The 21,899-nt window shown below is 57.0% G+C and carries 19 protein-coding genes, 1 tRNA gene and 2 pseudogenes; 12 read left to right on the plus strand and 10 right to left on the minus strand.

Annotated elements, in window-relative coordinates:
- Positions 1 to 16 precede the first annotated feature (16 nt).
- The gene (gene proP / locus KVQ82_RS13600) at positions 17 to 1,519 is read right to left on the minus strand and encodes a glycine betaine/L-proline transporter ProP (protein WP_222019143.1); all 1,503 of its coding nucleotides are present in this window, start codon (positions 1,517 to 1,519) and stop codon (positions 17 to 19) included.
- 230 nt (positions 1,520 to 1,749) lie between these two features.
- On the opposite strand from proP, the gene KVQ82_RS13605 reads away from it, so the two are divergent.
- Positions 1,750 to 3,954, plus strand: a complete 2,205-nt coding sequence (locus KVQ82_RS13605; RefSeq protein ID WP_222019144.1) for an OsmC domain/YcaO domain-containing protein — start codon at positions 1,750 to 1,752, stop codon at positions 3,952 to 3,954.
- A 116-nt stretch (positions 3,955 to 4,070) separates the two neighbouring features.
- Here the strand turns inward: KVQ82_RS13605 and KVQ82_RS13610 are convergent, their stop codons facing one another.
- Together KVQ82_RS13610 and KVQ82_RS13615 are read right to left on the minus strand one after the other, a co-directional pair.
- Positions 4,071 to 4,907, minus strand: coding sequence for an SDR family oxidoreductase (locus KVQ82_RS13610; protein ID WP_222019145.1), 837 nt, complete (start codon positions 4,905 to 4,907; stop codon positions 4,071 to 4,073).
- 105 nt (positions 4,908 to 5,012) lie between these two features.
- Positions 5,013 to 5,294, minus strand: a complete 282-nt coding sequence (locus tag KVQ82_RS13615) for a hypothetical protein (protein ID WP_121185852.1) — start codon at positions 5,292 to 5,294, stop codon at positions 5,013 to 5,015.
- A 137-nt stretch (positions 5,295 to 5,431) separates the two neighbouring features.
- Between KVQ82_RS13615 and KVQ82_RS31575 the strand changes: the two are divergent.
- Together KVQ82_RS31575 and KVQ82_RS13620 are read left to right on the plus strand one after the other, a co-directional pair.
- Positions 5,432 to 5,593: pseudogene (locus tag KVQ82_RS31575) on the plus strand (ATP-binding protein); the annotation flags it as partial.
- Between the two features lie 322 nt (positions 5,594 to 5,915).
- On the plus strand, positions 5,916 to 7,835 hold the full coding sequence (locus tag KVQ82_RS13620; protein WP_222019146.1) for a tyrosine-protein phosphatase: 1,920 nt from the start codon (positions 5,916 to 5,918) through the stop codon (positions 7,833 to 7,835).
- Positions 7,836 to 7,950: 115 nt separating this feature from the next.
- Here KVQ82_RS13620 and KVQ82_RS13625 read toward each other — a convergent pair whose 3' ends face one another.
- Positions 7,951 to 9,474, minus strand: a complete 1,524-nt coding sequence (locus KVQ82_RS13625) for an EAL domain-containing protein (RefSeq protein WP_260688101.1) — start codon at positions 9,472 to 9,474, stop codon at positions 7,951 to 7,953.
- Positions 9,475 to 9,671: 197 nt separating this feature from the next.
- Positions 9,672 to 10,652 (minus strand): AraC family transcriptional regulator, encoded by a 981-nt coding sequence (locus KVQ82_RS13630; RefSeq protein ID WP_222019148.1) that lies wholly within the window; start codon positions 10,650 to 10,652, stop codon positions 9,672 to 9,674.
- A 105-nt stretch (positions 10,653 to 10,757) separates the two neighbouring features.
- Here KVQ82_RS13630 and KVQ82_RS13635 point away from each other — a divergent pair, with 105 nt between their 5' ends.
- The 4 genes from KVQ82_RS13635 to KVQ82_RS13650 are packed head-to-tail and all read left to right on the plus strand — an operon-like array spanning position 10,758 to position 13,826.
- Positions 10,758 to 11,228, plus strand: coding sequence for a hypothetical protein (locus KVQ82_RS13635; protein WP_217325297.1), 471 nt, complete (start codon positions 10,758 to 10,760; stop codon positions 11,226 to 11,228).
- The gene (locus tag KVQ82_RS13640; protein ID WP_217325296.1) at positions 11,225 to 12,562 is read left to right on the plus strand and encodes a nucleoside 2-deoxyribosyltransferase; all 1,338 of its coding nucleotides are present in this window, start codon (positions 11,225 to 11,227) and stop codon (positions 12,560 to 12,562) included. Before KVQ82_RS13635 ends, KVQ82_RS13640 begins: the two co-directional genes overlap by 4 nt.
- Positions 12,559 to 13,179: a 7-cyano-7-deazaguanine synthase gene (locus KVQ82_RS13645; RefSeq protein ID WP_080963239.1), complete on the plus strand. Its 621-nt coding sequence runs from the start codon at positions 12,559 to 12,561 to the stop codon at positions 13,177 to 13,179. Before KVQ82_RS13640 ends, KVQ82_RS13645 begins: the two co-directional genes overlap by 4 nt.
- Entirely contained in the window at positions 13,176 to 13,826 is a 651-nt protein-coding gene (locus KVQ82_RS13650) for a hypothetical protein (RefSeq protein WP_047291395.1), read from the plus strand. Before KVQ82_RS13645 ends, KVQ82_RS13650 begins: the two co-directional genes overlap by 4 nt.
- A 507-nt stretch (positions 13,827 to 14,333) precedes the next feature.
- Here KVQ82_RS13650 and KVQ82_RS13655 read toward each other — a convergent pair.
- A complete protein-coding gene (locus KVQ82_RS13655; RefSeq protein ID WP_047291398.1) occupies positions 14,334 to 15,623 on the minus strand; it encodes a HepT-like ribonuclease domain-containing protein in 1,290 nt (429 codons plus the stop codon).
- 129 nt (positions 15,624 to 15,752) lie between these two features.
- The gene (locus KVQ82_RS13660; protein WP_222019149.1) at positions 15,753 to 16,115 is read right to left on the minus strand and encodes a hypothetical protein; all 363 of its coding nucleotides are present in this window, start codon (positions 16,113 to 16,115) and stop codon (positions 15,753 to 15,755) included.
- Positions 16,116 to 16,804: 689 nt separating this feature from the next.
- Here KVQ82_RS13660 and KVQ82_RS13665 point away from each other — a divergent pair.
- On the plus strand, positions 16,805 to 17,056 hold the full coding sequence (locus KVQ82_RS13665) for a DUF2790 domain-containing protein (RefSeq protein WP_145598416.1): 252 nt from the start codon (positions 16,805 to 16,807) through the stop codon (positions 17,054 to 17,056).
- Between the two features lie 45 nt (positions 17,057 to 17,101).
- On the opposite strand, the gene KVQ82_RS13670 is transcribed toward KVQ82_RS13665, so the two are convergent.
- Positions 17,102 to 18,046 carry a LysR family transcriptional regulator gene (locus KVQ82_RS13670; protein WP_222019150.1) on the minus strand — a complete coding sequence of 315 codons (945 nt, stop codon included), beginning with the start codon at positions 18,044 to 18,046 and terminating at the stop codon, positions 17,102 to 17,104.
- 87 nt (positions 18,047 to 18,133) lie between these two features.
- On the opposite strand from KVQ82_RS13670, the gene mug reads away from it, so the two are divergent.
- The 4 genes and pseudogenes from mug (at position 18,134) to KVQ82_RS13690 (ending at position 19,551) form a co-directional block, all read left to right on the plus strand.
- On the plus strand, positions 18,134 to 18,703 hold the full coding sequence (mug, locus tag KVQ82_RS13675; protein WP_222019151.1) for a G/U mismatch-specific DNA glycosylase: 570 nt from the start codon (positions 18,134 to 18,136) through the stop codon (positions 18,701 to 18,703).
- A pseudogene (locus KVQ82_RS13680) lies at positions 18,648 to 18,785 on the plus strand (DUF1801 domain-containing protein); the annotation flags it as partial. The gene mug and the pseudogene KVQ82_RS13680, both read left to right, overlap by 56 nt.
- Before the next feature lie 138 nt (positions 18,786 to 18,923).
- A tRNA-Gln gene (locus KVQ82_RS13685) sits at positions 18,924 to 18,998 on the plus strand.
- A 172-nt stretch (positions 18,999 to 19,170) separates the two neighbouring features.
- The gene (locus tag KVQ82_RS13690) at positions 19,171 to 19,551 is read left to right on the plus strand and encodes a RidA family protein (protein WP_025113298.1); all 381 of its coding nucleotides are present in this window, start codon (positions 19,171 to 19,173) and stop codon (positions 19,549 to 19,551) included.
- 66 nt (positions 19,552 to 19,617) lie between these two features.
- Here KVQ82_RS13690 and KVQ82_RS13695 read toward each other — a convergent pair whose 3' ends face one another.
- Positions 19,618 to 20,688, minus strand: a complete 1,071-nt coding sequence (locus KVQ82_RS13695; RefSeq protein ID WP_222019152.1) for an SMP-30/gluconolactonase/LRE family protein — start codon at positions 20,686 to 20,688, stop codon at positions 19,618 to 19,620.
- On the minus strand, positions 20,685 to 21,830 hold the full coding sequence (locus KVQ82_RS13700; RefSeq protein ID WP_222019153.1) for an SRPBCC family protein: 1,146 nt from the start codon (positions 21,828 to 21,830) through the stop codon (positions 20,685 to 20,687). The genes KVQ82_RS13695 and KVQ82_RS13700 overlap by 4 nt, the downstream gene beginning before the upstream one ends.
- Positions 21,831 to 21,899 lie beyond the last annotated feature (69 nt).

The raw sequence follows: 21,899 nt of genomic DNA on the forward strand, positions 1-21,899 counted from the left end.
CCACGCTGCGAACGGCTCAGTTAATGCGCGGATGCTGCTGCACCAACTCCTTGCGTTTAGCTTCCAGTTCGGCGATTTCGGCGTCGATGTCTTCGATTTTCTGCTCGATGTGGTCGTGGTGTTCCTTGAGCAGTTCCTTGGCTTCCTCAAGGTCAGACGCCGCCGGTGCAGCACCTCGTAGCGGTTTGTTGGCGGTCTCTTTCATGGTCACGCCGGTGATCAGGCCAACCACGGCAATCACCATCAGGTAGTAGGCCGGCATGTACAGGTTGTTGGTACTTTCCACCAGCCAGGCCACGGCGGTCGGGGTCAGACCAGCGATCAGCACCGAGACGTTGAATGCAGCGGCCAGCGCGCTGTAGCGGATGTGCGTGGGGAACATCGCCGGCAGGGTCGAGGCCATGACGCCGATGAAGAAATTCAGCAACACCGCGAGGATCAGCAAACCGGAAAAGATCAGGCCGATCTTGCCGCTGTTGATCAGCATGAACGCCGGAATCGCCAGCAGGAACAGGCCGATGCTGCCGACCACAATGAAGGGTTTGCGGCCAATTTTATCGCTGATAAAACCAATCGCCGGCTGCACGAACAGCATGCCGACCATGATCGCGATGATGATCAGCACGCCACGGTTTTCGCTGTAGTGCAGGTTGTGCGACAAATAGCTCGGCATGTAGGTCAGCAGCATGTAATAGGTGACGTTAGTCACCGCCACCACGCCAATGCAGGTCATCAGGCTGCGCCAGTGCATGGTCGCGACTTCCTTGAACGAGACTTTCGGCCCGCCCGCCAGACCTTCACGGTCGCCTTCTTCGAGTTTTTCGACGTGCTGCTGAAATGCCGGAGTTTCTTCCAGTGCATGCCGCAGATAGAGGCCGATCATACCCAGCGGCAGGGCGAGGAAGAACGGCAGGCGCCAGCCCCATTCGAGGAATTTCTCTTCGCCGATGATCGTCGAGATCAGCACCACCACGCCGGCACCGAGGACGAAGCCGGCAATCGAACCGAAGTCCAGCCAGCTGCCGAGGAAGCCGCGTTTGCGGTCGGGCGCGTATTCGGCAACGAAGATCGAGGCGCCGGTGTACTCACCGCCGACCGAAAAACCCTGAGCCATTTTCGCCAGCAACAGCAGGATCGGCGCCCAGATGCCGATCGACTCATAGGACGGTATCAGGCCGATGGCGAAGGTGCTCAGCGACATGATCACGATGGTCGCGGCCAGCACTTTCTGCCGCCCGTATTTGTCGCCCAGCGCACCGAAGAACAGCCCGCCCAGCGGACGAATCAGGAACGGCACTGAGAAGGTCGCCAGCGCTGCAATCATCTGTACACCAGGATCAGCCCCGGGGAAGAAGATCTTGCCGAGTGCATAGGCGACAAATCCGTAGACCCCGAAGTCGAACCATTCCATGGCATTGCCCAGCGCGGCGGCGGTGATCGCTTTGCGCATCTTGGCGTCGTCGACAATGGTGATGTCTTTCAATCCGATGGGATTGACCTTGTTTTTCCTTGATTTCATGCGGGTCACTCATAGCTGAACGGATTCGATGCCATTGTTTTGGTGGCATGGGTTCTTTCCGTCAGATACAAGAAGACACGAAATAATTCACTGCTCGTGGCATTTTTGTCGTCCGCAGCCGCACAGGCGCCGCACAGCCCACTCGGCGATGATTACGCAAAAGCACAAGACGTCAGGCTGAAAACCCGGATAATGGCCGCCAATTCGTTTTTGCTCTCTGGTAAACCCGCATGGAAATCAAGGTCAACTTTCTCGACAACCTTCGACTTGAAGCCAAGTTCGACGACTTCACGGTGATTGCCGATCAGCCCATTCGCTACAAAGGCGATGGCTCGGCACCGGGGCCGTTCGACTACTTCCTGGCGTCGTCGGCCTTGTGCGCGGCTTACTTTGTGAAGCTGTATTGCGAGACGCGTAACATCCCGACCGACAATATTCGCCTGTCGCAGAACAACATCGTCGACCCGGAAAACCGCTACAACCAGATCTTCAAGATTCAGGTCGAATTGCCGGCGGACATCTCTGAAAAGGATCGCCTGGGCATTCTGCGTTCGATTGATCGCTGCACGGTGAAGAAGGTCGTGCAGACCGGTCCCGAGTTTGTGATCGAGGAAGTCGAAAACCTCGACGCCGACGCGCAGGCGCTGCTGATGCCGCATTCGACGTCGGAGGCGGGCACTTACATCGTTGGTAAGGACCTGCCGCTTGAGCAGACCATCGCCAATATGTCCGGGATTCTCGCGGATCTGGGGATGAAGATCGAGATCGCCTCGTGGCGCAATATCGTGCCTAACGTCTGGTCGCTGCACATCCGTGACGCGCACTCGCCGATGTGCTTCACCAACGGCAAGGGCGCGACCAAAGAGGGCGCACTGGCCTCGGCACTGGGCGAGTTCATCGAGCGCCTGAACTGCAACTTCTTCTACAACGATCAATTCTGGGGCGAAGACATCGCCACCGCCGAGTTCGTGCATTACCCGAACGAGCGTTGGTTCAAGCCCGGCCCGAAAGACGAGCTGCCGGCAGAGATTCTCGACGACTACTGCCTGGACATTTACAACCGCGACGGCGAACTCAAAGGCTCGCATCTGTACGACACCAACTCCGGCAACACCCAGCGTGGCATCTGCTCGCTGCCGTTCGTGCGCCAGTCGGATGGTGAGGTGGTGTACTTCCCGTCGAATCTGATCGAAAACCTGTTCCTGAGTAACGGCATGAGCGCCGGCAACACGTTGGCTGAAGCCCAGGTGCAATGCCTGTCGGAGATCTTCGAACGCGCGGTCAAACGCGAAATCCTCGAAGGCGAAATGGCCCTGCCGGACGTGCCGCAGGAAGTACTGGAAAAGTACCCGAGCATTCTCGCCGGGATCAAAGGCCTGGAAGAGCAGGGCTTCCCGGTGCTGGTGAAGGATGCGTCGCTGGGCGGTGAATTCCCGGTGATGTGCGTGACCCTGATGAACCCGCGCACCGGTGGTGTGTTCGCCTCGTTCGGCGCGCACCCGAGCCTGGAAGTGGCGCTGGAGCGCAGCCTGACCGAGCTGCTGCAAGGCCGCAGCTTCGAAGGCTTGAACGATTTGCCGCAACCGACGTTCTCCGGCCAGGCAGTGACCGAACCGAACAACTTCGTCGAGCACTTCATCGACTCCAGCGGTGTCGTGTCGTGGCGCTTTTTCAGTGCCAAGTCTGACTTCGAATTCGTCGAGTGGGACTTCTCCGGTCACGGCGAAAACTCCAACGCCGAAGAAGCCGCAACGCTGTTCGGCATTCTCGAAAACCTGGGCAAAGAAGCCTACATGGCGGTCTACGACGATCTCGGCGCCAACGCTTGCCGGATCCTGGTGCCGGATTACTCGGAAATCTATCCGGTCGACGATCTGATCTGGGACAACACCAACAAGGCCCTGCAATTCCGCGCCGACATCCTCAACCTGCACAGCTTGAGCAAAGTCGGTCTGCGCAACCTCGCCCAAGGCCTGGAAAACAGCGAGCTGGATGATTACACCGACATCACCACGCTGATCGGCATCGAGTTCGACGACAACACGCCGTGGGGCAAGTTGACCATTCTGGAACTGCGCCTGTTGATCTACCTTGCCCTGCAGAAATTCGAGCAGGCCAAGGATCTGGTCGAAGCTTTCCTGCAATACAACGACAACACCGTCGAGCGCGGCTTGTTCTATCAGGCGGTGAATGTGTGTCTGGAAATGGAACTCGATGAAGACCTGGAACTGGCCGATTACGAAGCCAACTTCCGTCGCATGTTCGGCGACGAGCGCATGGACGCGGCGATTGGTTCGGTCAACGGCAGTGTGCGTTTTTACGGTCTGACACCGACCAGCATGAAGCTTGAAGGGCTGGATCGGCATTTGCGTCTGATCGACAGTTATAAAAAGCTGCACACCGCGCGGGCGAATGCGGCGGCGTTGAAGCGCTGATAGCAGACGGTCACTTCGTAGTGAGGAGCCTGTGGCGAGGGGCTGAATCCCCTCTCCACGGTTGCGTAAACCTGTGCGGGCGGGCTTGCCAAAGAACAGGTCGTCTCAGTGAATGATTACTGCGGCGCCAGATCGCCGTACAAGTACGCCGCCGTCACACCCCCATCCATCAAGAAATCGCTACCCGTAATAAACGTGCCTTCCGGCCCCATCAGCAACGCACCGACCGCGCCGACTTCATCTGGTGTGCCACCGCGTCCGGCGGCGCTCAAGTCGATCATGCGCTGATAGCCGGGTCCACGCGGGCCGCTCAGTTCGTCTCGTGCCAGCGGGGTGAAAATGATCCCCGGGCTGATGGTATTGACCCGCGCCCCACGCTTGCCCCAACGCACCGCCTCGGCCATGACCCGCAACGAGTTACCGCGTTTGGAAATCTGGTAAGCGTGCAAGGGATCGCTGATCTGATCAGCTTGTAGCATCGGTAACGCCAACAGTTCTTCCACTGGCGTGGTGGCCAGTGCCTGGTTCTGCTCGACACTCAGAGCCGGCAGGCGATGGCCAGACTGCGAGGCGATTACCACCGCCGAGCCGCCATTGGCGATGACGTTACCGAATTCTTCCAGCACCAGCGCCGTGCCATACAGATCCACTCGAAGAATGGTCGCGACTGGCGCCTGCGAAGGGGAAACGCCAGCGGCAAGGATCACGCCGCTGATCTCGCCGATGGCGGTGGCGGTCTGCACCAGGGCCTGCACCGATTCACGAGAGGCGATGTCGACGACCGTCGCGGTGACCTCAAACCCTGCATCGAAAAGGACTCTGGCTGCTGCGTCGGCGTTCTCCTGTTTCAGGTCAGCCAGTACCACATGCTTGCCGGCACTGACCCGGCGGGCGATGGCCTGGCCAATAGAACCGGGACCGATGACGACGATCACTTGTGCAGGATTTTTCATGGTGGGCAGCTCTTTCCAAGTGTTCCGTCACCTTATAGAGCTGTTCATTGCTCAACAATACGGTTTTGATTGCTAGGGTTCATGAGCAGAACTCATCAATTGTCTTCAGCGTTTGCACTGCGCCTGCACCACCTGACAGGTGTTCGGCGTGCCTCCGGAGCGGCTCGCATAGCGCATGCAGTTATTCATCGACTTCTTGCGCGCCATGCTCAAGGTGTCGCCCCAGGCCAGACCACCTTCGCCGGAAGTAGGCACGGCTTTGGCGTAGCAGTTCGAGCCGTTGGTGGCGTAGCGTTTGCTCGAACAGCCGGCCGTCAGCGCCATACCGGTGGCGAGCAGGGTCAGTAGCACCCAGGACGAGCATTGGCGTGCAGTGATTGTGGTCATCTGGGTTCCTCGTGGGGCAAGCGCCTCAATGGCCTCGCTGACAGACGTTGGGCATTATCCAGCAATCGACATAAGGAAGCGTCCCCAATGCGTGCACCCACACTACACCTGATGTGCGGCAAGATCGCCTCGGGTAAAAAGTGGATGACGCCATCTGCCGTGCTCGGTTGCATGCACGCAACCCACTGGCCGAGCATGAGTTGGCGGCGTCGGATGCGGAGTTTGATTTGATCACTCGATACTTTAAGGCGCCAGACATGGGCGAGGGGCTGGAGATCGTCACGCACCGAAATCGCTAGCAGGCTAGCTCCCACTCTGGATCTCTGGCAGCCGCCAACCCTGAGCTCACCGCAAAAAACTGTGGGAGCTGGCTTGCCAGCGATGGGGCCGTGTCAGTCTCCATCCTTCCCGGCTGATCGACCGCCTTCGCTGGCAAGCCAGCTCCCACAGGGTTATCTGTTGCTCCCGGAATTTGCGAAACAAACCGAACCCTTACGGACAAAAAACGCAGCCCACGGCCCGATCGCGCAACCATTTTCTTGCGCAGTCGTTCTGTCATATTCGGTATCAGTTGATTGCAGATAGTAGCCAGCCCAACGCTAATTCCAATGAGGCTGCACTGTGTTTCAACGTCTTGTGTGTTCGCTGTCCGTTCTGAGCCTGTCCATCGCTGCTGCCCACGCTGCCGAGACCGTCGTAATCGACACGCCACGCCTGCAAAGCATCGACAACTTCCGTGATGTCGCCGGGCTGACCACTGCGTATTCCACGGCCCACGATGGCACGATGCGCGGTGGCGTGTTCTACCGCTCCAACGCGATCACGCCGTCGGCAGCGGATCTGGCGACCCTCAACAGCCTCGGCATCAAAGCCGTCTACGACCTGCGCACGCCGAGCGAAATCGCTGGTACGCCGGACACGATGCTGAGCGGCGCGAGCTACCAGAACATCGACATCATCGGCAGCACCACCTCGGGCGCGAACATCACCACCGTGTCGTTCAAAAGCGCTGCCGATGCCATCGCCATGATGGAACAGACCAACCGCGCCTTCGTCAGCGACGCGGGGATGCGCGGGCAGTTCGGCAAGTTGTTCAACGAACTGGCCAGCACCGACGGCGCGCAACTGTTCCATTGCACCGCCGGCAAAGACCGCACGGGCTGGACGGCCGCCGTGCTGCAGAGCATCGCCGGAGTCGACAGCGCGACCATCATGGCCAACTACCTGGCGACCAACGACTACACGGCCGCGCGCGTCGCCGCGACCCTCAAGGCGTTGCCGCCGAGCATGGCCTCGATCTATGCGCCGCTGCTTGGCGTGCAGGCCAGCTACCTGCAGGCCGGTCTTGATGAAGTCACCGCCGAATACGGCAGCATGGACAACTACCTCAAGCTAGGTCTTGGCCTGTCGCAGGAAACCATCTACGTGCTGCGCGGCAAACTGGTCGAATACAACAGCCTGCCGGGGCAGGCCGGATTGATCGGCAACGCCGCTGCCGGTGCCGAATTACTGCGTCAATTGCAGAACACCAACCTGTCTGGCACCTACAGCGCCTACAACTATTACCTGCAATCGGCGATCGACGCCGGCACCCTCGGCGGTGTCGAAGCTCAGGTCGGCGGCCAGGTTGACGCCGACGCCGCCAGCTATTTGCTGCGGCAGAACGCGTTGATCGAACAAGCCGCCGCCCCCTACGCCAGCGGCACCGATCTGAAAGTCGGCCAATACCGTTTGTGGACCACCGCGCTCGCCGGTTACCTCGGCACCGACGGCTCGTCCCACGCCGAAAACAGCAACGAACACAGCCAGGGCCTGATGGTTGGTATCACCCAGCGCTTCTCCGAACAACTCAGCGCACATGGCGGCTTCGGCTACAGCAAAGGCACCGTCGGCGGTGCGGGCGGCGAGGCCGATACCGACTTCACCTTCTTCGACCTCGGTGCGCGCTACGGCTTCACCAGCCTGGAACGCGGGCTGTTCGTCGACGCCAATGTCAGCGCCGGCTACGTCGATTACGCCAGCAAACGCGAACTCGGCGGCGGCCTCGGCACGGCCAAGGGCGACACCCACGGCAACCTCACCGGCGCAACATTGGCGCTGGGTTACCGCGCACCGGTCAACGGCATGATCCTCGAACCCAGCCTCGGTGTGCGCGTCAGCCACCTCGACCTCAAAGGCTTCAAAGAGCAGGGCAGCGAACTGGCACTCGACGTCGACGACAACACCGCCACCCGCCGCAGTGCCGTCGCCAACCTCAACGTGGCGTTCGCCCCGGTGGCGATGGGCGCTTGGCAACTGGTGCCAGGCGTACAAGTCGGCTACGAACGCACGCTGGGCAACAACGACGTCAACAGCCAGGGCCACCTGCTGGGCCTCGACATCGAACAACGCGCTGCCTTCGACAACCGCGACCAGTTCAGCGGCGGCGTCAACCTGATGGCTAGTCTCGGCGCCCTCAGCGTCGGCGCAGAAGTCGGTGCCAGCGGCGGCGGTGACAGCCACGGTTTCAGCGGCAGCCTCAAGGCCAGTTACGCGTTCTAAGTGATGGGATGACAATCAGGTCAAGGATGACCCCGAAACTGAGGAGCGCTCCCAAACCTGTGGCGAGGGAGCTTGCTCCCGCTGGGCAGCGAAGCGGTCCCAAAAACCTGCCTTGTCAAACACACTCAGCCAGCTCGCCGACCTGACCATTCAATTCCGCACCCGCCCCACAACGCTCCCCAACGAACCGCAAAAACTCCCCCGCAGGCATCGGCTTGGCAAACAACCAACCCTGCCCGAAATCCACCCCACGATTGCGCAGATACTCCAGCTGCGCCTCTGTCTCAATCCCTTCAGCCACCACCTTCAAGCGCAAACTCTTGGCCATGTCGATGATGTGCGCCGTCACCGAACTCGCCTCTGCATCGCGCCCGATGGTGTCGACAAATGACTTGTCGATTTTCAGTACATCCAGCGGCAACTGCTGCAAATGCTGCAGGCTGGAAAACCCGGTGCCGAAATCATCGATAGCTGCCAGATGCCCCAACTCGCGTGCCTGATTCATCGTTTGCCGTGCTGATTCGATCTGCACAAAACCGCGCTCCGTGGCCTCCAGCCAGATCTGGCTCGGCCACACATCAGCCTTGCTAATCGCGGACTTGAGTCGGGGCAGGAAACGACCGCTGCTGACATCCGCCGCCGCCAGATTGATCGCCACATGCAGGTTGCGCTCTTTGACCAGAAGCGGCCCCAGATCCTGCACGACGTGATCGATCACCTGGTCGGTGATCGGCAGAATCAGCCCGCTCTCTTCGGCCAGCGGGATAAACAGATCGGGCCGCACCAGGCTGCCGTCCGGATGTCGCCAGCGCACCAGCGCTTCGGCCCCGACACAGGCGCCATCGCTCAAATCCATGATCGGCTGATAGTGCACGATGAACTCACGATTGCGCACCGCCAGCTCAAGCTCGGCCAGTGGCGACAAACGCCGGCGCGTGCGCCGCACGATCAACAGCGCAAGCATCCCGGCAATCAACCCGCCTATCGGCAGCAACAGCATCTCGCGGCGCACCAGCCCTTGCAGCAACTCATGACGCGATACCGCCGCAATCGCCACCCAGTCACCGCTGTGCACCAGCGTATACAGATAACCATCCTCCAGCGCCGAAGCAGGGCCCAGATGCACGCGACTCATGAAGCGCTCCGTCCCCGGCCGCGAAATTCCCACCAGATGCCCGGCAGCGGTACCGACCATCAAATGCACATCGTCCTCGACCAGGACCTGCAAAAACTGCTCGGGGTCGACCAGCACATTGAAGGCCGCGTACTGCAGCGCCATCATCGGCTTGGCTGGCACGATCCGCGCTTGTACGCCGAGCGACACGCGCACACCATCAGACGTAATGAAGTCTTCTTTCCACGGCGTCACCCGATGGCCCACCGGCCCCCACGAACCGCAGGCATAAACCTCTTCCTCGACATAGCCGATCGACTTCACCGCAAACGTGTTGATCGTCAGCAGACGCATCTCGTCGATGCTCTCCGGCGTACACGGGGCAAGGCTCGACGCGGCGACGCTCTTCAGCACCCCGGCGGCTTCATGGAAGGTATTGTTGGCACGGCTGGATGCCACGGACGCCAGCGATTCGAGACGTTGCTGCGCCGCTGCCAGGTTCAACACCCAGGCGACGTAACCCATCAAAAGTACTGGAAGCAAGACACACGGAAGGCCCAGGAGAATGCTCCCCCAGACAATGCGTTTTTTGTTCATTTGACGCCACCTTGGCCCACGGCCCGTGACGTGCGGCTGCACGGCTGTTAATCAGCGTCTACAGATTAGCGCTGGCGCGATCGGCCGATCTTGCCGCAGATCAATACTCTCGTCGCCCACGCCTGTCAGCGTCGCGCGCGCGCGCCCGAACGCAAATCTGCCGGACTGACCCCATACGCCTGCTGAAAATACTGACAAAACCGCCCGACATTGCTGAAGCCAAAGCGCAACGCCACCTCCGTCACCGACGCCGAATGCCGCAGCGCCTCGAAAGCCCGCTCCAGCCGCACCTGCCGCTGATACCCCACAATCGACATCCCGACAAACCGTCGAAACCCTTCCTGCAAAGCGCGCTGACTGACATTGCTCAACCGCGCCAGCTCTACGCCACTGACCAATTGCTCCGGATGCGCCTGAATGAACGCCATCGCCAACTTCACATGCCGCGGCGCCACCCTCGGCGCCGGCTGGCGCAACGCCTCGGTAAAATTGTGCGGCCACGCCTCCAGCACCGCATCAATCAACATCTCACGCAACCGCGACGGCATCAGCGTGCCGCTGTTGAGCAACAGATCAAACTCCGTGCCCGTCGCCAGATCAATCAACGCCTTGATCCCGCCATACGCCGCCGTGTGCAGATCCACCATCGGCTCAAACACAATCTTCTGCACAACCGGCCGCCCCAACAACGCCGCCAACCGCTCCGTGAGCTGCGCCCGACTCACCGAAATCCCGTGCTGCGCATGGTTGTCGAGAAACCGCATCGAACGGATATCCGCCTTATCAATCGCCAACCCCACCTGCGCCACACCGACGGACTCGGTACGGTGGTTGAACACAATCTTCCCAGCCGTGGGAATGACAAACGTGATCTCATCCTGCGGGTCGGGGAAGGTGACAGTGAAATCACCGTGGTAATGCATACGCCGGAAACTCACGCCGTCGTGCCTGCCGTAGACACCGCCGATGATGATGCTGGAAGGGATCGGCGGGGAGTCGGCGTAGCGATTGCCAAAGAACCGGGAGAAGAGGGCGCCGAAGTCTTCAGCGTGGAGGTTTTCGGAGCGGAGGATGATTGTTTGGCGGGGTGGGACGACGGAGTACACCTTGGGTCGGTCCTTGGGTTTGGAGGCTACATTTAGTTTTGGGGAGGTTAGCAGGTTGGGATGACAGGCATATGATCGTTGCGTTTAACGATTAAAGTGTAAATCGTGAGCTTAGTTGAATTGCAACCAACGTCAGAAACGACTACAAATATGGTTCTTGAGGCAGATTGCTATCACAAGGAGGGTGTTATGGGGAGCTCTGGATCTGGGCGTTTTTCGGACTATCCTGGTACGAAGGCCAAGGAAGTCGTTGGTGAAGGCACGGGGGTTGAGGGAGGCACAAGCGGCATTGATAAATGCACCCAAGCATTTCATGTGCTTTTGGAAGACGTTGGTAATAGTCAGCTTTACTCGCGATCTGGAAGCGTCCCATCTCCAAAGACTCAATTGGGGATTCTCTTCGACGGACAGCGCGTTTTTGCCGTCGACCTGAACGGTGTAAAGGTGGGGGCCCTTCCTACCGCGTACAACTATCTTGTTGCATGCATGGACAGCGGCGTTAATTATTTGGGGATAGTTAGTTTCTCTGCGGCTTTGCCCGTGCCGACTGTCGAAGCTGATTTCGTACCGCAATGATGGTAGGAATTACTGAAAGCGTATTGGTGGTTGGTGAGCTTGTTATTGATTACACCCTTGGCCGAAATGGCGTTATGTGCAAGCTTCGCTTGGGGGGGGTGGCACATGCGGCGAGAGGACTATGGGCTGCAGGGGTCGAATACGCTGTTGCCGTATTCTGTCCGCAATATCTAGTGGAAGAAGCTCAACAATATTTAAGGGAGATCGGTTGTCGCGAATTCATTTGGATCGGAGACGTAATGGGTGCTCCCAATGTCATCGTTATTGATGATGTAAAGGAAATCGGGCACCAAGGATACGAAGATCTTATGCGTGAAAGAAAGGTCCTGAAGCTTCGTGAACCGCTCCCTTCATTAAACGCCTACCTGAAGGTTGTCGTGTTTTCGGGCAGGTTCGACCTTCAGTTTCTTGCTCTAGCGCTTTCTGAAGATGCGCGCGTTTCATTTGATGTTGCTTATGATCTTGATGATCTTTCATTACTTGCATCTTTTAGAGATCGCCTTCAAGCAGTCATTATTTCGACGTCATCATCTTTGTTTATGAGGTTAGGGCATGAAGATGTAGGTGGTCTACTTGCAGAAGTTAGAGCCCTATCCCCCGAGGTTTTATTACTAAAAGAGAATCGTGGTGGGAGTCGACTCTTTGACATGCGCGATGAGAGCGTTCAACAGATTCCGGCTTCGCTGGGCCGTACGATGAACTCTGTCGGCGTTGGTGATGTTTACTCTAGCGTTATGGTGGCCTATTCACAAAAAGGGTGGAGAGAGGCTGCATGGCGTGGATCGCAAGCTGCGACCGTATATGCGCAATCTACATTTCCAGATGACATTAAACGTGATCTACAGCGTAACCTTCGGCTCAGCTTGAAAACTGTGCAAGCATTGGGAGGTACCTCTCTTTCATGGCATGAACGTCAGAGTTACGCGATTTACCTAGCAGGCCCGGACTTTTCTTACGTTGCAAAACCAGAGCTTGACCAGGCGGTGGAAAGTCTCAGTTACCACAACTTTAGGGTTCGCCGACCGATACTAGAAAATGGTGAGTTGGAGAGGCCTGCTACAGAGGGTGCTCTTCGTCTGACCTATCATTTGGATTACCAGTTACTTAAGGACTGCGACGTGGTGTTTGCTGTTCCGCTTGATCGTGACCCTGGGACACTCGTAGAAATTGGGATGGCTATAGCGATGGGAAAAAAGGTAGTCACATATGATCCTCGGTGCGAAAACGAAAACACAATGGTGATGGTCGGTTGCTCCGTCTACTCCGCAGACCTTGATACGTGTCTGAACGGTACTTTCCGCGTAATTGCTGACTTAGGGCGCGAAAATCCATGAAAAGGGTACTGCTAATGGCTTCTGGCGGATTGGATTCAACCACCGTCGGATATCAGCTCGTCGCCGAAGGCGTTGAAGTGGTTCCAATTTTTTTTGACTACGGGCAACATTGCGCCGCTTTAGAGTGGGAGCGCGTGAATGAGGTTTTCCCATCTGTAATGGAACCGCCGGAGCGCTATAACATTTCCGAGGTTTTCCGAGGGTCTCAATCCCGATTGATTCGTGAGGCGAACCTCTGGACAGAGGAGGTGAAGGATGATGACCTTTACATACCATACCGGACGATGCTTTTCTTCGCAGCTGCGGCTGCGCGAGCCCAAACCACGGGCATTCTCGATGTCTACACTGGTTTTATAAACAGTAATCATGCTAAAGAAATCGATTGCACCGCCGCATTTATGAATAGTCTTGATGGGCTAACCTCCACAATAGGTCCTGTACGATTTCACTCGCCATTCCGGTACTCCTCCAAAAGTGATGTGGCTACTGCTGCTGCTTCCCTTGGTGTACCAATTGGACGTACTTATTCCTGTCAGGCGTCATCCCACTTTCCGTGCGGTGCTTGTCCAAATTGTGTTGAGCGCTTGAACGCGTTAAAAGAGGCTAATTTAGTATGAATAATCCACTCGTCGAGGTTCTCCTCGTAGCGCGTCTCATCGCCAACCGAGCGAGAGATGAGGGCGCGCTCTTCGACGAGAAAAATCCGCGTGCCACGTGCGATCATCTCGGAGCTGTGCTTGCCGACTCTATTCTTCAGGCCGGTCTAAATTATATGACAGTTGTACGGCCTCGCGTTCTTGAAATACTTAAGGTATACCCGAGCCGAGATACCATTTCCTCATTGATTTCTTTGATCAAAACAGGCGAGGTCGGAGCTTTTTTACAATGGCGACATTTCGAGAAAATCAGCCGTTTTGAATCCCTTGTGTTTTTTTTGAAAGAGAAAGGTATCGAAGATGTGCAGGATTTACGCTTAGCATTGTCCTCCTCTAAGTTTTGTGAAGACATTCAGACGGTAAATGGCGTCGGTCCCAAAACTGTTGACTATATGGCATGTCTCGTTGGTATCGACTCAATCGCGGTTGATCGGCATGTCCGCGCTTTTGCTCGAGCGGTCGGAGTTGATAATGACGATTATCATTTTCTTCGTAAGTCATTTTGCTGCGCAGCCGATCTACTGTCTCTTCCCCGACGCGAGTTCGACGCTTGGCTTTGGCGTCGAGCCGCTGCACCGTTTCAGGAACAGTTGTTATTAGCAGTTTGAAAATATTTTATTCAAATTATTGAATAGGCTAATTGTAGTTAAGTCTCTTCGAGCTCTACGTGCGTTTGGTAACCGCTAATCGATTTCCTCTGCTGCGCAGGTCTAGCTAGGGCCTTATAAGGCCCATTTACTATGCAGCAGCAATTAATTCGTCGCCAATTCCAGCAGCATCACCTCCTGCGCAATGCGCAGTAGCGTCTAGCAAGTCGGTCCCTCTATCAGCGCAGCTATATCCCCCAACGTCACCCTCGCCGAACTCAGCGATTCACGGGAGAGAGGGGAGCGTATTTGTTTTGCAGGAAATAATCTGTCCACTTTTATTGAAATGGCTAAAGTGTGTGCGTCAGACTTACACTTCTAATCTAAGCAGTCTTGATTGGGGTGGTCGGTTAAATTCTGCCGATCAGTGCTTAGGAATTAGCTCGATCCTAAACGAGTCGAAAGAGGACAGATTGATAAAGGGTAAGTATGTCTCCTTTTTGTTTTTCTGATCTATGATCCTAAGAGCTAAGCCGACACCGCTTCAGGATCGTTATCGTCTTCGGGTTCAAACGCTGCTATATTTGTTGCGGTTTGCGGTGAAACTTCATCAAAGCTTTCTAGGATCTCTATTAGCTCATGCTTGGCTAAATCGGCAGTAATTAGGATTGAGTCATTTAATTCTGCGTCTACGTTGTGAACAATGATGTCGCGAGCAAGCTGTATTTTTATAAGTTCTTTCGCTAGCTCGGAGGATATAACGTCTTCCTCAACTAACTTGTCGATGATGAGGCGGGTTGATGTTTTATTTTTTATTAGTTTTCTAGCTTGCTCATGATTCAGTGCATTCATTCCCGTCTCGATAAGCAGTTGCTGTATAGAGATCCAAATAGAGATGAGTTCTGCATGGGTGCTGTTAACTGTTGTGGCAATGTTCTCCGCAACCTCTTCTTTTTGTTCTGGAGACATATAGATACTGTCAAGTTTACTTAAGGCTTCGCCTAGTTTTTCTTTAACCTCTCCAGAAATTCTTAAAATATTGTCATAGTCGTCATGGCCAATGAAATTGTTGTGTGCTACAAGACATCTCAGCTCATATAACTTTGCCCAGCGAGTTTGTAAGTATTCGCTTTTGCAGCTGACTATAGGTTGAAAGTATCGTTCCCAGTTTGATGTTGGAACAAGCTCTTTTAGTTCGTCAATATTTATTTCGCTGGCGGACAGGGCTGAACGAACTTTTTCCATTAGTTTTGAGGAGTTGGCAGTTGAATAGGGCTTAAATAAAAAATCTGAAAGTTGAATGAAGTCGGTTTCAAATAGGTAGTTGTTGCCAGCTGCATTTTTCTTTGTTTTAATCGACTCAGAAACTTCTCTAGGCACCGCTTCTTTTGTCCAGCCTAACCCGATTTTCGTAAGCATGAATTTTGTTATGAGCTTTCGCATCATGTTTTCAATTTCATGAATTACTGGGTATGCATCAGATGACAAACTGCTACTCACGTCGTCCCAAAGCACTTCCACTGGCCTTTCAGCTGCTTTAGCCAAAATTGTTCTAATAGATTTGAGCAACGACAGGAATACGATTACCTCGCTTTTGTTTTGGCAGCCCAAGCGGACGTGGAAAAATACATGGCTGTTATTTTGAATTTCACCTTGTTGGACGTCATATTCAAATCTGAACCCTTCAAAAATTAGTCCTTTGGGTTTTATTTCGATACTGCCATATGATTGTATTAAGTTATTAAATGCGGAAATTGAATTGCAAAAACCTTCCTTGGAGTTGATTATCGCAAGGTATTCGACTTTGAGGTTTTCCATGACCATTTCTTTGCTAAGGTGATGGATGTGATAGTAGCGTTTTGAAATCTTCATGTCATCGACATGCTTCGATATAAATGCAAAGGCCCCCTCTAGCGAGGTCGTCGTCGCCAGAAAGGGCAACTCATCTCAGTCCATCGGCACAACATTATCCAACGCCTGATTCACCGCCAATTCCCCCAGCATCACCACTTGCGCAATGCCCAGCAGGGTCTTGCGAATCGGGCCCTCAACCAGCGCCGCGACATCCCCCAACATCACCGTCGCCGAACCCAGTGATTCACTGGCGTTCGCCAGCAATTCCTCGGTGGCGATTTTGGGGTTGGCGAGGAACATGGCGTTGGGTGTGTAGGGCGTCGCCATGATTGGGCTGGCGGGGTTCAGGTAGTGGTCTAGGGCGCGTTCGGCGGCTTCGCTGAGTTTTCGGGAATCGGGGGATTCGTAGGGTGAGACTGTTTCGGTTTCGGGTGGGTTTGGTGTGACCTTGAACATAGTGAAGCTCCATATGTGGCTAAGGGAACCATCACATTCGCTACCAAACGAGGGTGGTGGCCATTACGAAGGTTGGTAGACCGGCACACATGGAAAAACCGGCGTGCTCGAAAGCACCCTGCGCATGGCCACCATAAAACGCAGGCACCAGAAGGCATCTGTGTAAGGTGACGTTTTGCGCCATGTGTGAACCGGGCTACCAAACCCGATCGCTGCTTTTCAGCGACCGAACCACGATAGAACCCGCACCCTGGGCGCACAAGCCGGCGGATTCTGGCGTAGTCGTAGGCAATGGCGCAAGGCGTTGTAGCCTGGGATGACGTAACGGCGAGTGTTTTTAAACGTGTGCGGGAAAAGGGTTAAACGTGAGGGTTTTCGGGGCTGCGCTTTTCGTGAACGGATGGTTTGGCAAAGAGGAAAGCGGGGCAGTGCGAAGTCGCTAAATCCCCTCGCGACGAGGGTAGTTGTTGTGTGGAAATCAGAGGATTCGGAGGATTGAGCTGACTCAGGTTCTTCGCTGACTGGACTGACGCCTTCGCGAGCAGGCCTGTCCAAGGTTCTCAGGTCTTATTCATCACCATTCTGGACACAGTGTTTGTCCAGCCGACCGATTTTTGTCGTGCGCTTCAATCCCTAACATCGTCTGCAACCCGTGACACAACACGGTTTCCCACGAGACGGTGAACATCATGAAACTTGCAAAAATCGCTCTTCTTCTGGCCTTTGGCGGTATCGGCGCGCAGGCGTTTGCGGCGGATGAAACCGCGCCAGTCGAGGCGTACAACGCCGCCGCTCACCTAGACATCGCCCACGTGGTGTCGATCTCCGACGCGGCCAATCAGTGCGGCGCGGTGCCGGTGCAGATGACTTATGAAGACTCGAACGGCGCGCAACATGTCGTGCAATACCAAGTGATGGGCAGCGGTTGTTCCAACGGTTGATGTCAGTGCAGGCGCTGGAGGGTCGACACTCCAGGTCTGGCGGCATTAAGCCTTGACGAGTTCTTTGGCCCCGGCGATGTGTTCATCGGACGCCAGCAGTTGCGGAATGGCGGTTTTCAGGAACTCCACCCAGGTCTTGATTTTGGCGTCGACGAATTTGCGCGACGGGTAAATCGCAAACAGGTTGTATTCCTCCAGGCGATACTGCGGCAGGACTCGCACCAGCGAGCCTCCAACCAATCCTTCGACGGCTGATGCCAGCGGCTGAATGCCGATGCCCATGCCATTTCTGATCGCCGTGGCCATGCCGTCGGCGGTGTTGATGTGGAAGGGCGAGTCGGGGATATTCTGGGTTTCCATGCCCTGTGGCCCTTCGAACACCCAGTTTTCTGCGGGCATCACCGTGTTGACGATGCGCAGGCAATCGTGCGCGGCGAGGTCGGCAGGTGTAGCGGGGTGGCCGCGTTTGGCCAGGTATGACGGCGATGCACAGAGAATGCTGTAAGTGGTGCCGAGGCGTTGCGCGACGAAACCGGAATCGGGCAGGTCGCGGGCGAGGACGATCGACATGTCGTAGCTTTCTTCGAGCAGGTCGGGCAGGCGATTGCTCAGGGTCAGATCGAACATCACCGTGGGGTGAATCTCGCGGTAACGGGCGATTGAATTGATCACGTAGTGGTTGCCGATGGCGGCCATGGCGTGGATCTTCAGACGCCCGACCGGCAAAGTCTGCGCGGTGCCGGCTTCTTCATCGGCGTCGCGCAAGTCATCAAGAATTTTTTCGGCGCGCTGCAAATAGCGTACGCCGGCTTCGGTCAACGCGAGGCGGCGGGTGGTGCGGTTGATCAGGCGCGTGTGCAGCCGGGTTTCGAGGCTGGAGACGGCTTTCGATACGTTGGTCGTGGTGGTGTCGAGCACGTCGGCCGCGGCGGTGAAACTGCCGCTTTGGGCCACAGTGACGAAGCAGCGCAGGGTTTGAATAACGTCCATCGTTGTTGTTGGCTCTGTGGATGGGATGGCCATTCTAGAGTTTGCCGTGGCCGGTGTTGCAATTGTTTGCGAGCGAGGGGCGGGCGCATGGCGGGTGAAAGGCTGGAAGACATTCTGGCGCCGGAACTTTCGGTGGTGTTCTGCGGGATCAATCCGGGGTTACTCGCGGCGGCGCAGGGGCATCATTTTGCCGGGCGCGGGAATCGCTTCTGGCGCACCTTGCATCTGGCCGGGTTTACGCCGCATGAGGTGCAGGCGGAGGACGATCAAAGCATCCTGCAATTTGGCTGCGGCTTGACGGCGGTGGTCGAGCGGCCGACGGCGCGGGCAGATCAGTTGGCGGCGCAGGAATTCGTCGCGGCGGCTCTGGGCTTTGAACAGAAGATCAGCCGCTATGCGCCGCGTTATGTGGCGTTTCTCGGCAAGGCTGCGTATGCCGCGTTGTCGGGGCAGAAAGTGGTGGCGTGGGGAGCGCAGGCGAAGACTTTGGGTGGCGCGCACGTGTGGGTATTGCCCAACCCCAGTGGGCGCAATCGAGCCTTCTCCCTTGAGCAATTGGTCGCGGCCTATCAGGAATTGCATCAGGCATTGATCGCAGGCCGATCCAGCGGGGTTGTTCAACGCCAGCCTGGAGGGCAACACCCGCCGGGCGATTGATTTTCACGAGGGCGATCCGGTCGATGCGCAGGCCTTGAAAGCGCTGATTCGCAAGGCGATTGCGCTGAAGGTGTCGAAGTGAATCGTGGCGTTTGTCTTGATTCAGAAAATAACTGGCTGTTTTAAAACAAATTTTTTTGCACTCAGGGCTTCCCAGATCAAAAAAAGGTTGGTAAATTGCGGCCCATTCTCGCAGAGCTTGTTACAGAGCTTGAGATACAGGGGCGTCGCCAAGCGGTAAGGCAGCAGGTTTTGATCCTGCCATGCGTTGGTTCGAATCCAGCCGCCCCTGCCATATTCAGAAAAAACGCCAGTCCGAAAGGGCTGGCGTTTTTTTATGCGCGCGATTTTTGTCCGGCAGCGAGGGTTGCCTGAGCCGCACCGGAAGACTGTTGTAAACTGCCCCGCGAAAAGTCCCGGCGGGTTGTTGGCCGGCGACCCTCATTCTCTCCAGACAAGAGACTTACATGGCTAATCACGACCTCAGCTTCACCCCTGATCCGGATGCGGATTCGATTTCCTCGGATGTTGTCGGTTTCAACGGCATTCTGGTCTCGACCCAGATCCCGACCCGCGCCGATGGCAGCCTGGAACTGGGCGATATCACCCTGCAAAGCGAATGCACCCTGCAGGCGCTGAAAGTGGCGCTGGAGCGGGCGGGCAGTTCGATGGATCGGGTGATGCACCTGACCATTTACCTCACCGACATGGCCGACCGCGCTGCGTTCAATGAAGTCTACAAGCGCTTCTTCGCCAAGCCATGGCCGGTGCGCGCGGCGGTGGGCGTGGCGTCGCTGGCGGTGGAAGGCATGCGCGTGGAAGTCACCGCGATGGCCGCCAAGGCCTGATCAACCTGCAAAACCGTGCTGGTGGCCAGCGATGACGCCCGGCCATCCAGCACTCGTCTTGCGCACTTACTTCAGCGCATCAGCCAGCGGCAACCGCGCCATGTGCCTGGCTTTCAGTGAGCCCAGGTACAACCAGTCCCCATACTCGCGCGCCGTGGTGATCGGCGAGTAATTGCCGCTGCTGGCATCCTGCAGATTGGCGATCACCTTGCCCTGCAGATCCAGCCCCAGCACAAACCCGCGTTTCTCCACCGGTTTGGGCAGCACAGTCAGTGCCCGGACGATCATCGTGCGCACCCACGGATGCCCGGCGGTGCCGTCGAGCAAGGCACTGCGCGGTGCGTAGAGGGCGACCCAGAAGCGGTTGCTGCCATTGAACGCGAGGTTGTCCGGCAAACCGGGCAGGTTGTCGATGAACATGTCGTGGGTGCCGGCCTTGGGGCCCGTCAGCCAGTAACGACTGATGCGGTAGGCGCCGGTTTCGTTGACCAGCACATAAGCGTCGTCCGGGCCGAGTGTTACGCCGTTGGCGAACTGCAATTTGTCCAGCAGCACGCTGGTCTTGCCGGTCTGAAAGTCGTAGCGCAGCAAACGCCCGTCACCGCCATGTTCGATGATCGCCTCACCGTCGTGCCCATAGCCCCAGCGGCTGCTGGCGTCGCTGAAATAGGCGTAGTGCCCGGACTTGTCGATCGCCACGTCGTCGGTAAAACCGAAGGGCAAGCCATTGGCCTCGGTCGTCAGAGGAATCAGTCGACCCTGCGCGTCGAGCGAGAGCAGGCCTTTGACCGCGTCGGCAATCACCAGCAGACCGTTGGGATGCCGCGCCAGCCCAAGAGGGCGGCCGCCCGTGTCGCTCAGGACTTGGCGTGTCTTGCCATCGAGGCTGGTGCGAATCAGCCGCCCGTCATGCAGGCCGGTGATCAGGAAGTCGCCTTCCAGCAGCAGTGCTTCCGGGCCATCGATGTCGCCCGGGCCAATCTGTTCGACGGCTTTGAGTCGCTGGTTTTCGGCATATATCCCTTCGCTCAGTGTCGGTGCCGCTGGAGGTTTCCACGCCACCGGTTGAACCCTGGTTGGCATCAACAGCAAAAACGCGATGACGAGGACGACCAGCAGTAACAGCAGGCGCTTCATGAATGTTGCCCCGTCAGCGTCAGGTGCTTGAGTGCCATGTCGCGCAGGGCCTGCATCGATATGGCCGATTCACGTTCGATGCGGCGCTTCAACAGCAACAGGTTGGCAACGCGCATGCCCAAGCCGTCGAAGCGATAATCCAGGGTGCGCACGAACCGTGTGCCGTCGCCTTCGGCCGTGCACTCGTAGGTCAGACGCAACGACAGACCGTGGTCGCCGCGCGCCCGCGCGCACCAGCGCCGGCCGGGCAGATACTCGGTGACCTCCCAGCGCAAATGACCGGCGCGCCCGCCGGCATGAATGTCTTCTTCGAAGCGTGCGCCGGCGTGCAGCGGGCCTTGCGGGCCGTCGATCTTCAGTGACGAGGGATGCCACTGCGGCCAGTGGTTGACGCTGGCAGCGTAGCGAAGCACGGCGATGGGTTCGCCGGCGATATCGATCTGGTGCTGCATGCGGGTCATGGCGGGTCTCGAATGGCGCAACGGGGCGGGTTGCGGCTCCCAGTACAGGGTGCCGAACAGGTAATCCATCAACGGCAGAACGATATTGAAATTGCGTTCCTGCATGCACTCGCGACGGTGATGCAGTTCATGCAGATGACGCATCTGGCGGATCCACGGCAGGCGGGTCAGCGGATTATCGGGCGGCAGATGTTCGCAGGCGTGAAACACCTCGTAGGTCAGGTAGCCCAGCACCATGCAGCCGCCGAACAGCCCGGCGACATTGGCGTTGAACTGTGCGAGCAGCCACCAGAGCGGCAGGGTGAAAAGCAGCGTATGCACGACGATGAGCCAGGCCGGAAACAGAATCACCCGCCAGTCGCGAGCGCCGTCGTAAGTCATGTGGCCGGGGGTGAAAAAACTGTGGTGGTCACCGGCATGCCGCGCATAGAACAGCTTGGCGAACGTCTTTTTGTGGTGGCCGAGATGGCGATGGACCATGTACACGCCAACGTTGAAGAACAGCAGGGTCAGCGGCACGCTCAGCCATTCCAGTGGCTGTACCTGGCGTGCGCTGCTCCAGAAGGCGCCGATCGCCAGCACGCCGAACAGCAGCACGAAAGCGCCGTGCAGCCACGGGTTGTACAACGGATGAATGGCCGCACGGTAGCGGCTGCGGAATGCCTCGGTGGTCTGCCTCAATGCGTTCACCTGCGGGTATTGTTGTTATACCCGGCAGATTAGCCGATCGGGCCGTTTGTGCAGGCCGGA

Source organism: Pseudomonas sp. AO-1, assembly GCF_019775695.1.
Taxonomy (GTDB): Bacteria; Pseudomonadota; Gammaproteobacteria; order Pseudomonadales; family Pseudomonadaceae; genus Aquipseudomonas; species Aquipseudomonas parakoreensis.